This window comes from Achromobacter sp. Marseille-Q4954 (genome assembly GCF_943737025.1).
GTDB lineage: Bacteria > Pseudomonadota > Gammaproteobacteria > Burkholderiales > Burkholderiaceae_B > Achromobacter > Achromobacter bronchisepticus_A.
In genome coordinates this window covers 112,326-124,475 of the sequence record NZ_CALSFQ010000003.1, presented here as the reverse complement: position 1 = coordinate 124,475, position 12,150 = coordinate 112,326, and the positions used below count along the sequence as shown (strand labels likewise).

General features: G+C 66.6%; 11 protein-coding genes and 6 tRNA genes. 15 read left to right on the top strand and 2 right to left on the bottom strand.

Features of this window, described 5'->3' with window-relative positions; translation table 11 throughout:
* The first annotated feature begins 70 nt into the window (after positions 1 to 70).
* Together NGK62_RS26125 and NGK62_RS26120 are read left to right on the top strand one after the other, a co-directional pair.
* Positions 71 to 748, top strand: coding sequence for a VOC family protein (locus tag NGK62_RS26125; protein WP_118933861.1), 678 nt, complete (start codon positions 71 to 73; stop codon positions 746 to 748).
* A gap of 50 nt (positions 749 to 798) precedes the next feature.
* Complete coding sequence (locus NGK62_RS26120; protein WP_118933860.1) at positions 799 to 1,509, top strand: alanyl-tRNA editing protein; 711 nt, start codon at positions 799 to 801, stop codon at positions 1,507 to 1,509.
* A 44-nt stretch (positions 1,510 to 1,553) separates the two neighbouring features.
* On the opposite strand, the gene NGK62_RS26115 is transcribed toward NGK62_RS26120, so the two are convergent.
* A complete protein-coding gene (locus tag NGK62_RS26115) occupies positions 1,554 to 2,315 on the bottom strand; it encodes a phosphatase PAP2 family protein (RefSeq protein ID WP_251881079.1) in 762 nt (253 codons plus the stop codon).
* A 168-nt stretch (positions 2,316 to 2,483) separates the two neighbouring features.
* Between NGK62_RS26115 and miaB the strand changes: the two genes are divergently transcribed.
* From miaB to lnt, 5 genes are all read left to right on the top strand, one after another.
* Positions 2,484 to 3,917, top strand: coding sequence for a tRNA (N6-isopentenyl adenosine(37)-C2)-methylthiotransferase MiaB (gene miaB, locus NGK62_RS26110; protein ID WP_054451562.1), 1,434 nt, complete (start codon positions 2,484 to 2,486; stop codon positions 3,915 to 3,917).
* Positions 3,914 to 4,939, top strand: coding sequence for a PhoH family protein (locus tag NGK62_RS26105; protein WP_059380239.1), 1,026 nt, complete (start codon positions 3,914 to 3,916; stop codon positions 4,937 to 4,939). The genes miaB and NGK62_RS26105 overlap by 4 nt, the downstream gene beginning before the upstream one ends.
* Positions 4,929 to 5,402: an rRNA maturation RNase YbeY gene (gene ybeY / locus NGK62_RS26100; RefSeq protein ID WP_059380240.1), complete on the top strand. Its 474-nt coding sequence runs from the start codon at positions 4,929 to 4,931 to the stop codon at positions 5,400 to 5,402. Before NGK62_RS26105 ends, ybeY begins: the two co-directional genes overlap by 11 nt.
* Positions 5,403 to 5,555: 153 nt before the next feature.
* The gene (locus NGK62_RS26095) at positions 5,556 to 6,446 is read left to right on the top strand and encodes a CorC family transporter (protein ID WP_118933857.1); all 891 of its coding nucleotides are present in this window, start codon (positions 5,556 to 5,558) and stop codon (positions 6,444 to 6,446) included.
* The gene (gene lnt, locus NGK62_RS26090; protein ID WP_251881077.1) at positions 6,443 to 8,071 is read left to right on the top strand and encodes an apolipoprotein N-acyltransferase; all 1,629 of its coding nucleotides are present in this window, start codon (positions 6,443 to 6,445) and stop codon (positions 8,069 to 8,071) included. Before NGK62_RS26095 ends, lnt begins: the two co-directional genes overlap by 4 nt.
* 7 nt (positions 8,072 to 8,078) lie before the next feature.
* On the opposite strand, the gene NGK62_RS26085 is transcribed toward lnt, so the two are convergent.
* Positions 8,079 to 9,134: an aldo/keto reductase gene (locus NGK62_RS26085; RefSeq protein WP_118933855.1), complete on the bottom strand. Its 1,056-nt coding sequence runs from the start codon at positions 9,132 to 9,134 to the stop codon at positions 8,079 to 8,081.
* On the opposite strand from NGK62_RS26085, the gene NGK62_RS26080 reads away from it, so the two are divergent.
* From NGK62_RS26080 to NGK62_RS26045, 8 genes are all read left to right on the top strand, one after another.
* On the top strand, positions 9,124 to 9,366 hold the full coding sequence (locus NGK62_RS26080; RefSeq protein WP_251881076.1) for a hypothetical protein: 243 nt from the start codon (positions 9,124 to 9,126) through the stop codon (positions 9,364 to 9,366). The two genes, NGK62_RS26085 and NGK62_RS26080, sit on opposite strands and share 11 nt — an antisense overlap.
* Positions 9,367 to 9,489: 123 nt before the next feature.
* Positions 9,490 to 9,565, top strand: a tRNA-Ala gene (locus NGK62_RS26075).
* A gap of 39 nt (positions 9,566 to 9,604) precedes the next feature.
* Positions 9,605 to 9,680: transfer RNA gene (locus NGK62_RS26070), tRNA-Glu, on the top strand.
* Positions 9,681 to 9,744: 64 nt separating this feature from the next.
* Positions 9,745 to 9,821 (top strand) — tRNA-Asp (locus NGK62_RS26065).
* Positions 9,822 to 9,924: 103 nt separating this feature from the next.
* Positions 9,925 to 10,000 (top strand) — tRNA-Ala (locus tag NGK62_RS26060).
* A gap of 39 nt (positions 10,001 to 10,039) precedes the next feature.
* Positions 10,040 to 10,115, top strand: a tRNA-Glu gene (locus NGK62_RS26055).
* A 71-nt stretch (positions 10,116 to 10,186) separates the two neighbouring features.
* Positions 10,187 to 10,263: transfer RNA gene (locus tag NGK62_RS26050), tRNA-Asp, on the top strand.
* 214 nt (positions 10,264 to 10,477) lie between these two features.
* Positions 10,478 to 11,971, top strand: coding sequence for a PAS domain S-box protein (locus NGK62_RS26045; protein WP_251881074.1), 1,494 nt, complete (start codon positions 10,478 to 10,480; stop codon positions 11,969 to 11,971).
* The last annotated feature ends 179 nt before the right edge of the window (positions 11,972 to 12,150 follow it).

The window sequence follows — 12,150 nt, the reverse complement described above, 5'->3', positions numbered from 1 at the left end:
CACTGTACCGCCGCCCCCCGTCGCGCTGTACGGGTACGGATCCGCGCGGATTCGCTACCATAGCCGCACCATGAAACTCGTCATCGATCACCTCGTCATCGCCGCCGCGGACCTGGACAGCGGCGCCGAATACGTCGCCGGACTGCTCGGCATCGCCCCCTCGGGCGGCGGCGCGCATCCGCGCATGGGCACCCACAACCGGGTGCTGGGCATGGCCGGCGGCATCTACCTTGAAGTCATTGCCATTGATCCGCAGGCCCCGGCGCCTGCGCGGCCGCGCTGGTTCGGGCTCGATCAGGACGCCGTCCGCGCCCGCATCGCCCAGGGCCCCTACCTGGCGCATTGGGCGGCACGGGTCGAAGCGCCGCAGGATCTGACCCGCATGCAGGCCGAGCATCCCGCGCGCATTCCTCCCGCCATCCCCATGGAGCGCGGCCATTTGCGCTGGCGGCTGACGGTGCCGGACGATGGCAGCCTGCCCGCCTGGCGCGAAGCCGGCCACGCGGCTGGCGACGGCCTGCTGCCCACGCTGATCCAGTGGGACGTGGCCGACTACCCCGGCGTCAGCCTGCCGCGCCAGGACCTCGTCCTCAAGCAACTTTCCGGCAGCCATCCGCAGGCCGGACTGCTGCGCCAGGGGCTGGCCTGGCTGGGCGCGGACCACCTGATCCAGCTGGAACAGACTGACGGCCCGCCGCGCCTGAGCGCGCAGATCGAAACAGCCGACGGCCTGAAGATCCTGGCCTGACTGTCCGCCTCGCCTTGCAAAAAAACCCAGAACATCCGGAGACCCTTTACATGCATTCCACCCGCAAGCGTTTCGACGAAGACCCTTATCTGGACCGGTGCGAGGCCACCGTGATCGCGGTCAGCCCCGAGGGCGTCGAACTGGACGAGACCGTCTGCTACGCGCGCAGCGGCGGCCAGGCGGGCGACAGCGGCACGCTGACATTGGCCGACGGCCGCGCACTGGCGCTCACCGACACCGTCTACGCCGAAGACCGCAAGCGCATCCTGCACGTGCTGGAAGGCGACATCGCGCCGCAAGTGGGCGAGCGCGTTTCGGTGGCCATCGACTGGCCGCGGCGCCACCGCCTCATGCGCCTGCATACCTGCCTGCACCTGCTGGGCTCGCTGGTGCCCGCGCCGGTGACCGGCTGCAATATTTCGCCCGATTCCGCCCGCATCGACTTCGACCTGCCCGAATCCACGCTGGACAAGGCCGACCTGACCGAACGCCTGAACGCCCTGATCGACGCCCGTACCGGCGTCAGCATCAACTGCATCACGCCCGAGGAACTGGCCGCGCAACCCGATCTGGTGCGCACCATCGGCGCCGCGCCCCCGGCAGGCACGGCCAGCATACGCATCGTCGAGATCCCCGGCGTGGACCGCCAGCCCTGTGGCGGCACGCACGTGGCCAACACGGGCGAAATCGGCGCCGTAGCAGTCACCAAGATCGAAAAGAAAAGCCGCACGAACCGGCGCGTGGTGGTGAACTTCGCGTAAGCCGCCGCCTGAAGCCGGCTCATGGCCGGCCGCCTGGACCAGGCTTACTTCTTCCACCAGCGCCAGGGCGCGCGCAGAGGCCATTGGTAGCTGGCGCCCAGCACCCGGGGCGCCAATACGTGCCCGACCAGCACCGCGATACCCGCGGCCGTCATCACGTCCGACAGATAGTGGTCCAGGTTGACCAGCCGGCTCATCGCCACCAGCGCCGCCAGCAGCAGGAAGACCCAGCGCCAGCGCGGCGCCAGGATGCCCAGCACCACCGCCACGGCAAATGCCGCATAGGTGTGGCTGGAAGGGAAGGAGTTGTACAGCTGGGCACGGGAGAAAGACTCGCCCAGCCCGTAGATGCCCTTCTCGAAGAAGAGCTCGGGGCGCGCCCGCGCCACCGAACGCTTGAGCACCAGCACCACCAGCCCGCCGACCGCCATGGTCGACAGCATCAGCAGGCTGCCGCGCGCCATGCTGGCGTAGCTCATGCGCACCGGGTTGCGCCAGCCGCGCGTCAGGCCGACCAGGCCGATCACATAGAAGGCCAGCGCCACGCCGATATAGGGGCCGCTTTCGCCGAGTTCGCCGATCCATTCGAAGGATTCGTTCACGCCTTCGGACACCGACTGCTTGATCCACACCGCCAACGGCAGGTCCACCCATAACGCGCAGGCGCTGGCGGCCAGCGCCAGCGCGCAGCCCAGCAGCACCCAGGTCAGAGCGGAAAACGGGTTGCGGAACTGGTCGGGCGCGGAACCGGCCGCGGCGTCGGATACGGGAGCGGCCGCCGAAGGCGTCAGGGGGTTGCTGTTCATCGGTACCGCTATCGGGAAATGAGAAATATTCTGGACTGTGGAATCAGCCCGGCACGCTATCGTAACGGCCTGCGCGCGCCAGACCAAGAAGCAAATTCGGGCAAGGGTTAAAATCCCGGGTTTCCTACCATTCTGCCCCCGGGATCTACACCCGTCACGGCGACCATCATGCAAGAAACCACCCTCAAGCGCGCCGACGCCGCGCCCGACGGCGCCAGCGCCGCCCTCCCCGCCGCCGACGCCGGCTCCCCCCGCAAGCTGTACATCCGCACCTTCGGCTGCCAGATGAACGAGTACGACTCGGACAAAATGGCCGACGTGCTGCGCGGCGACCAGGGCCTGGAGCTGACCGACAACCCCGAAGACGCCGACGTCATCCTCTTCAACACCTGTTCGGTGCGCGAGAAGGCGCAGGAAAAGGTCTTCTCGGACCTGGGCCGGGTGCAGCACCTGAAGAAAACCAATCCCAACCTGGTGATCGGCGTGGGCGGCTGCGTGGCCAGCCAGGAAGGCGAAGCCATCGTCAAACGCGCGCCCTACGTGGACGTGGTGTTCGGTCCGCAGACGCTGCACCGCCTGCCGGACCTGATCAAGCGCCGCCGCGACGAAGGCCGCTCGCAGGTGGACATCAGCTTCCCCGAGATCGAAAAGTTCGACAACATGCCGCCGCCCCGCGTGGACGGCGCCACGGCGTTCGTCTCCATCATGGAAGGCTGTAGCAAGTACTGCAGCTTCTGCGTCGTGCCCTACACGCGCGGCGAGGAAGTCTCGCGCCCCTTCGAGGACGTGCTGGTGGAAGTCGCCGACCTGGCCGACCAGGGCGTGAAGGAAGTGACGCTGCTGGGCCAGAACGTCAACGCCTACCGCGGCCGCATGACGGACAGCGACGAGATCGCCGACTTCGCCATGCTGCTGGAATACGTGCACGAAATCCCGGGCATCGAGCGCATCCGCTACACCACCTCGCACCCCAAGGAAATGACCCAGCGCATGGTGGACGCCTACGCCCGCCTGCCCAAGCTGGTGTCCTTCCTGCACCTGCCGGTGCAGGCCGGCAGCGACCGCGTGCTGGCGGCCATGAAGCGCGGCTACACCACCCTGGAATTCAAGTCCGTGGTGCGCCGCCTGCGCGCCGCCCGCCCGGACCTGACGCTGTCCTCGGACTTCATCGTGGGCTTCCCCGGCGAAACCGAGGAAGACTTCGAAAAGACCATGAAGCTGATCGAGGACGTCGGTTTCGACACCTCCTTCTCGTTCGTGTATTCGCGCCGCCCGGGCACGCCCGCCGCCGACCTGCACGACGACACGCCGCAGGACGTGAAGTTGCGCCGCCTGCAGCGCCTGCAGGCGCTGATCAACGAGCAGGCGGCCACGATCGCCCGCAACATGGTCGGCACGCGCCAGCGCCTGCTGGTCGAAGGCCCCTCGCGCCGCGACCCGAACGAGCTGATGGGCCGCACCGAGAACAACCGCATCGTGAACTTCGCCGCGCCCGCGCGGCTCATCGGACAAATGGTCGACGTCATCATCACCGAAGCGCACACCAATTCGCTGCGCGCCCGGGTCGCCGACGTGGACCGCACTCCCCAAGAGGCCGAATGACCACTCCCCGCTCCCGCGCCCGTCGCAGCATGCCCATCGTCGTCACCCTGGACGGCGACAACACCCATTTGGCCAACCTCTGCGGCCCGCTGGACGAAAACCTGCGGCAGCTGGCCGACGGCATGAACGTCAAGCTCTCGCGCCGCGGCAGCCGCGTCACCATCGAAGGCGAACTGGCGGAGCTGGCCGGCCGGATACTGCGCCGCTTCCACGAGCAGGCCGTGCACCGCGCCCTGTCGGTCGACGACATCCAGCTCGGGCTGGTGGAGATCGGCGTCGGGCGGCAGGAACAGGAACTGAAGGAAGAGCAGGCCCGCGAGGCCGACCCGCTGCCCGCCCTGGACGACGAAAGCGACAGCATCGCCCTGCGCACCAAGCGCAGCGACCTGCGTCCGCGCACGCCGCGCCAGCGCGACTACCTGAACAACATCCTCAAGCACGACATCACCTTTGGCGTCGGCCCCGCCGGCACCGGCAAGACCTGGCTGGCCGTGGCCTGCGCCATCGACGCGATGGAGCGCGACACGGTGCAGCGCCTGGTGCTGACGCGTCCCGCGGTCGAAGCCGGCGAGCGCCTGGGCTTTCTGCCTGGCGACCTGGCGCAGAAGGTCGACCCGTACCTGCGCCCGCTGTACGACGCGCTGTACGACCTGATGGGCTTCGAGAAGGTGCAGCGCCTGTTCGAAAAGCAAACCATCGAAATCGCGCCGCTGGCCTATATGCGCGGCCGCACGCTCAACCATGCCTTCGTCATCCTGGACGAAGCGCAGAACACCACGCCGGAACAGATGAAGATGTTCCTGACGCGGATCGGCTTCGGCAGCAAGGCGGTCATCACCGGCGACCCGTCGCAGGTGGACCTGCCGCGCGGCCAGGATAGCGGCCTGGCGCATGCGGTGAAGGTGCTGCACGACGTGCAGGGCATCGCCACCACCCGATTCACCAGCCGAGACGTCGTGCGCCATCCCTTGGTCGCCCGCATCGTCGACGCCTACGACCGCGCCGCCGAAGATGAAGCCTGAACTGTCCCTGTCCGTGCAATACGGCGTCGAGGAAGCCCGCCTGCCCCGCTGGCGCCTGCGCCGCTGGGCCGAACGCGCGCTGGCGGGCGCGGCCGAGGACGGCCTGGTCACGTTTTCGGCCGCGGAACTGAGCCTGCGGCTGGTCGGCGCGGCCGAAGGCCGGCGCCTGAACCGCGACTTTCGCGGCCGCGACTACGCCACCAATGTGCTGACCTTCGAATACGGCGTGGATCCGCTGGGCGTTGCGCGCGGCGACATCGTCATGTGCGTGCCGGTGCTGGTGCGCGAGGCCCGCGAACAGCGCAAGGCGCTCCTGGACCACGCCGCCCACCTCACCATCCACGGCGTGCTGCACGCCCTGGGCTACGACCACATCAAGGCCCGCGACGCCAAGCGCATGGAAGCCCTGGAGACCGCCACGCTGGCCGCCATGCGCATCGCCGATCCTTACGTCGAGGCATGACGCGCGGACTCGGGTCAACCCTGAGAAATTGGCTGAAAATGGCGTCCAGCAAGGCGCAGATGGCGGCGGTTCCCCTCATTTTGGGGACCGCCGTTACAAATTGCAGGCCAGTATCGGTTATGCTGGCCCCTCCATAACTTGTCCTCCCGGACGATGTCTGACCCTTACCCTGCTCCCGAAGCGACGCCTGCTCGCTCCTCCAAACCCGCCGCCAAATCCCTTCTAGACCGCCTGCTTTCCCTCGTGCGCCGCGAGCCCGAGGACCGCGAAGGCATCAAGGCCGTTCTGGAAGCCGCGCACGAACGCCAGCTGCTCGACGCGGAATCCTACAAGATGATCAAGGGCGCGCTCGCCGTGTCCGAAGGCACCGTGGGCGACATCATGGTCCCGCGTTCGCGCATGGATCTGCTGGACGTCACGCAGCCCATCCCCTACCTGGTGGCCTCGGTCATCGAGACCGCCCACTCGCGCTTCCCCGTCTACGAGGGCGACCGTGACAACATCATCGGCATCCTGCTGGCCAAGGATCTGCTGCGCTGCATGCTGGAACCCGGCATCGAAGTGCGCACGCTGGTGCGGCCCGCGGTGTTCATCCCCGAATCCAAGCGCCTGAACGTGCTGCTGCACGAGTTCCGCGCCAGCCGCAACCACCAGGCCATCGTCATCGATGAGCATGGCGGCATTTCCGGCCTGGTCACGATGGAAGACGTGCTGGAACAGATCGTTGGCGACATCGAAGACGAATTCGACGAAACCGAGGAAGACTCGATCTTCCCCGAAGGCGAGAACCAGTGGCGCGTCCTGGCCGCCACCGACATCTCGCACTTCAATGAAGTGTTCGGCTGCCAGTTGCCCGACGACGAGTACGACAGCGTCGGCGGCTGGATGGGCGGACAGCTGGGCCGCATCCCGCGCCGCGGCGACACCGCCGAATTCGACGGCCTGCGCCTGGAAGTGGCCCGCGGCGACGCGCGCCGCGCCATCTGGCTGCGCGTCAAGCGCAACGCCCCGTCCCAAGCCTCCCGCCCCTCCGACGAAGCATGACCCAAACCCCGCGCAGCCGTAATCTGCGCGGCGCCGCCGGCCTGGTGCTGGCGGGCGCCGCGCACGCCTTGACGTTCTCGCCCGGCCCCCTGCCGGATTGGGCGTTGGCGGTGACCCAGGTCCTGATGCTGGCCATCGCCGCGCGCGTCACCCTGTACGCGCCTTCGGCCAAGCAGGCCTGGCTGCGCGGCTGGCTGTTCAGCTTCGCCAGCTACTCGTTGGGCTTGTACTGGATTTTCATCAGCCTGCACCGCTACGGCGACCTGGCCGCGCCGCTGGCCGTGGCCGCGGTGCTGGCGCTGTCGGCCTTCCTGGCCCTGTTCCCGGCCGCCGCCAGCGCGCTGGCGCGCCGCTACGCGCCGCTGGAGGCGGGCTCTCCGCCCTCCCGCATCCTGTCGGGCACGCTGGCCTGGGCCGCGATGTGGGCCGCGTTCGAATGGCTGCGCGCCGTGCTGCTGACCGGCTTTCCCTGGCTCAACATCGGTTACGCGCAGGTCGATAGTCCCATCGCCGGGTGGGCGCCGCTGCTCGGCGTGCATGGCATGGCTTTCCTGGCCGCCTTCGTCGCCGCGGCCCTCGCCAGCTTGTGGCAGCCCTCGCGCAAGAGCGGCGCCGGCTCGCGCCACGCCCTGGCCGCCGGCATCGCGCTGGCCCTGGCCGCCGCCGGCTGGCCGCTGTCCCGCATCGACTGGTCCACGCCGTCCGGCGATCCGCTGAACGTGCGCCTGGTCCAGGGCAACATCGGACAATCCCAGAAATTCGACCCCGCCCTGCTCGACCAGAGCCTGACGCGCCACCTGGACCTGGCCGCCATGCCGCCGGCGCCGGGCGTGCCCGCGCCGCAGCTGATCATCCTGCCGGAAACCGTGCTGCCGATTTTCCAGGACCAATTGGATCCGCGCGTCTGGGCGGTCTGGCGCGACCTGGCCGCCCAGCGCAACGCCACCATCGCCATGGGCGTGCCGCTGCACGACCGCGTCGACGGCCGCGACCGCTACACCAACAGCGTCATGGGCTTTGACGGCAATACCCCGGTCGAACAGCTCGTGGCCGGCAGCACCGCCATGCGCTACGACAAGCGCCACCTGGTGCCCTGGGGCGAATACGTGCCGCCCGGCTTCCACTGGTTCGTGGACATGCTGAACATTCCGCTGGGCGACTTCGACCGCGGCGCGGTGCGGCAGACGCCCTTCGCCGTCGGCGGCCAGCACATCGCATTCAACATCTGCTACGAAGACCTGTTCGGACCCGACCTGCTGCCCGCGCTGCAGCCCGGCCCCAACGGCGAACCGGGCGCGACCATACTGGTGAACGTCAGCAACCTGGGCTGGTTCGGCGACTCCTGGGCCTTGCGCCAGCATCTGCAGATCGGCCGCCTGCGCACCATGGAAACGGCGCGGCCGATGCTGACCTCCACCAACACCGGCATCACCGCCGCCATTGACGCCAAGGGCCGCGTCGCGGCCCAGCTCGCGCCGCTGCAGGCCGGCGTGCTGCCGGTGGCCGTGCAAGGCATGACGGGGCTGACGCCCTACGCGCGCTTCGGCGACAAGACGGCGCTGGCCCTGATCGGCCTGGCGCTCATCGCCGCGTTCGGCAGCGGCCGCAAGACGCGCCGCGCCTGAGGCGTCTTCAGGCGAACAGATTGGCCGGCAGCGCGCCGCTCTCCTCCGGCGGGCGCAGCGGCCCGCTGCCGGCGCCGGTGCGCTCGATCGCGTCCGCGATGGCGTCCATATCCTCGCCATCCAGTTCCAGCGACGCCGCGCCCAGCAATCCATTCACCTGGGCCGCGTTGCGGGCGCCCACGATCGCGCCCGTCACGCCCGGCCAGGCCAGGGTCCAGGCCGCTGCTACCGCCGCAACCGTTGCGCCGTGGCGTTCGGCGATGGGCTTGAACGCATCGGCCAGCGCCAGGTTGCGTTCGATGCCCGGAGAGGCGAATTCCGCGTTGCGCGCGCGCCAATCATCCGCCGGCAAGGCGCGGGCGCGTTCCACGCTGAAGGCGCCGGTCAATAGGCCGGACCCCATCGGGCTGTAGACGATCACGCCCGTGCCATTGCGCTCGCACCACGGAATCAGCTCCGCGCCCGCGGCGCGCTGAATGGCCGAAAACGGCGGCTGCAGCGTATCCACGTGGCCCAGCATTTCGGCCTGCTGCAGTTGCGCGAGATTGTGGTTGGACAGACCCACCGCCCTGACCTTGCCCTCTTGCTTCAGATCCAGCAGTTCCTGCCAGTACACCTCCAGGGGCGTGCCGTCGCCCGCCGGCCAGTGCATCTGATAGAGATCGATGCGCTCGACGCCCAGCCGGCGCAACGAGTCTTCGACTTCGCGCCGGATGCTGGCTGGCGCGCCGGTGCGCCGCGGCATCGCCTGGGGCTGCTCCGCCGACCAGGTCAGGCCGCATTTGGTGAACACGTAAGGCCGGGCGTCCGGCGTCATCTGCGCCAGCGCCCGGCGCACGATTTCCTCGGAATGCCCCAACCCGTACACCGCGGCGGTGTCGATCCAGTTGATGCCGCGCTCGACGGCGCGGCGGATCGCCGCCACCGAATCAGCATCGTCCTGCGGCCCCCAGCCCACCGCCCAACCGCTGCCGCCGATGGCCCAGGCGCCCAGCCCGATGCGGGTGATGTCCATGCCGCTCTGGCCCAGCGGCCGCGTGGGAAACGAAGTCTTGCTGCTCATGGCGATGTCCGTGCGTGCGGGTCCGGCGCAGAAAATTCTCCGGATCGGCGAAAAAATTTTTCGCTCACGATACCATTCTCACAAGTCTTTGATTTACTTGATTTCTGCATCAATCATGCTGGCCCGCCCTGAGCAAAAAAAGAGCAAAATCGGGCGAAAATCGCCTTCCACCCCCCTTTTTTTCCCGACTTTTTTGCTTTTTGCCGCCAAGCGACTTGCACACCAAATTTAGTTCGTGCATAATCTCGTTTCTTCGCCAACGGCACTAAACAAAACCGGCAACGAACTACGAAAAAGCACTCGGTAAAACGTGTGTTCGATTTCGTAAAACGTTGAACGGGTTGATTAGAAAGACGGGGGTATAGCTCAGCTGGGAGAGCGCTTGCATGGCATGCAAGAGGTCAGCGGTTCGATCCCGCTTACCTCCACCAGTCAACGGCGAAGGATGCAGTACCAGTTTGCAAGTCCAAGTCCCCTTCGTCTAGAGGCCTAGGACATCACCCTTTCACGGTGAGTACAGGGGTTCGAATCCCCTAGGGGACGCCAGTTCTTCTGGCAGCAGTATGTAGTGATGCAGTTGAAGTGACAATGTAGTTGAGTACGCCGCTGCGGAGCGGTAGTTCAGTTGGTTAGAATACCGGCCTGTCACGCCGGGGGTCGCGGGTTCGAGCCCCGTCCGCTCCGCCAAAAGCTCTCGCTCAGAGTCTTTCAAGAGCTCCGTTTTCGGGGCTTTTTTGCTTTATATAGTGTGAGACCTTGTTGTCTGAAGTTTGGGACATCGAGGATCCTGGGGGGTATAGCTCAGCTGGGAGAGCGCTTGCATGGCATGCAAGAGGTCAGCGGTTCGATCCCGCTTACCTCCACCAGTAAGCAGTACAGTAGTAAAGTTGTTCTGTTTTGTTCAGGTCCCCTTCGTCTAGAGGCCTAGGACATCACCCTTTCACGGTGAGTACAGGGGTTCGAATCCCCTAGGGGACGCCAGTCTTTCTGGCATGTAGTACCAAACTGCCTTGACACCGCAGTGCATTGAAGAAGTCAGAGTAAACCGCTGCGGAGCGGTAGTTCAGTTGGTTAGAATACCGGCCTGTCACGCCGGGGGTCGCGGGTTCGAGCCCCGTCCGCTCCGCCAAGCACATCACGCAGTTCGCAAGCGCGCTAGCCTTGCCAGCCATAGAAAGCTCCGGTTTCCGGAGCTTTTTGCATTTCTGCCCGCATCATCTGGCGGCAGCCATCTTCCCCGCCATCCCCCCCTACGCTCAGACTCGTCCATTTCGCCATCTGGACAGGCTTTCAGTGCGCCTTCATTCTCTTTTCGTCGTGCCCAGCGAAAAGAAGAGGACTACGTGACCGCGAACGCCGCCGCTCCCCATCCGCACCGCCAGCATCTGCAACGCATCATCGCAGGCCTGAACGAAGGCATCATCCTGCTCGAAGCGGACGGCGCCATCGCCTGGGCCAATGCCAGCGCGCTCAGGCTGCATGGCGCCGATGAGCTGGATGAACTCGGCGGCACGCCAGCCGGCTACCGCAAGCGCTACAGCCTCAGCTACCGCAACCATCACCGCGTGCCCGCGCGCCAATATCCGCTGGATCTGCTGGCTGCGGCCGAGCCGTTCGACGAACTGCTGCTGGACCTGGAACGCAAGGACGACGACGCGTTCCTGCGTAATGTGCGCGCCAGCGGCCTGAACCTGGACGGTAGCGACGGCGCCGACTACCGCGTCCTGATCCTGCATGACCAGACCGAGCAGATCAACGCCGAAGTACGCTTCGAGCGCGCCTTCGGCGCCAACCCCGCGCCCGCCCTCATCTGCCGCCTGTCCGACCTGCGCTATGTGAAGGTAAACCAGGGCTTCCTGGAGATGACCGGCTATGCGCGCGACGTCGTCGTGGGCAAGTCGGCCTATGAACTGGACGTGCTGGACGGCGGCGACGACAAGGACAACGCGGTCGCCAGCCTCAACGAAGGACAGACCATTGCGCAACGCGAGGGCGTGTTGAAACTTGCAGACGGCAGCGTGAAATTCGTCATCGTCGCGGGCCAGCCCATCGACATGCAGGGCGAACCATGCATGCTGTTCACCTTCATCGACCTCGAAGCCCGCAAGCGCACGGAGCTGGCCTTGCGCGAAAGCGAGGAACGATTTTCCAAGACGTTCCGTCTGGCGCCCGTTCCCATGGCGGTCTGCGAGGGTGAGACCCTGCTCGCGCTGGACCTGAACGACGCCTTCGCCACGGCCGCCGGCGCCTCTGCGCAGGACGGCATAGGCCGGACGCTGACCGGATTGGGGCTCCAGCTCTCCGATGAACTGGAGGCCAGCCTCAAGCGCGGCGAAAGCGCCCGCAGCCGCGAGGTGGCATTGGCGGCCACGGACGGCAGCCGGCTGGATTGCCTGCTGTCGGCCGACCCCGTGACCCTCGGCGGCCAGCAACGCGTGCTGCTGGCGATCCAGGACATCACGGAACGCAAGCGCTCCGAGGGGGAATTGCTGACCGCGATCGAGGCTGTCATGCAGGACACCTCCTGGTTCAGCCGCAGCGTCATCGAGAAGCTGGCGCAATTGCGCGAGCCCGCGCCCGCGACGCGCGACGTGGCCGAACTGGCGCAGCTCACCTCGCGCGAACGCGAGGTGCTGAGCCTGATGTGCCAAGGCCACGACGACGAGGGCATCGCCCGGCAACTGAAGCTGTCGCGCAACACGGTGCGCAACCACGTGGCCACCATTTACAGCAAGATCGGCGTGCATCGCCGCAGCGCGGCCATCGTGTGGGCGCGGGACCGCGGCATTACCGGGCACGAGCGCGTGCGGACGCGGGACAAGCGGGCCAAGGGCTGATCCCCCTCTAAAAATTTACAATTAGATGCAAAATAATCGACACCTCGGCGTCCCCGAAGATGTCCGCCACTTAGTAGCCCGCAACCCCAAAAATCTTTCATTTCCCATAAAAATACCCGCAACAGGCTGCTAATTTCTGGCTGATGGCCTGCATTGCGCAAACCCTGCGCAGCTTCTTA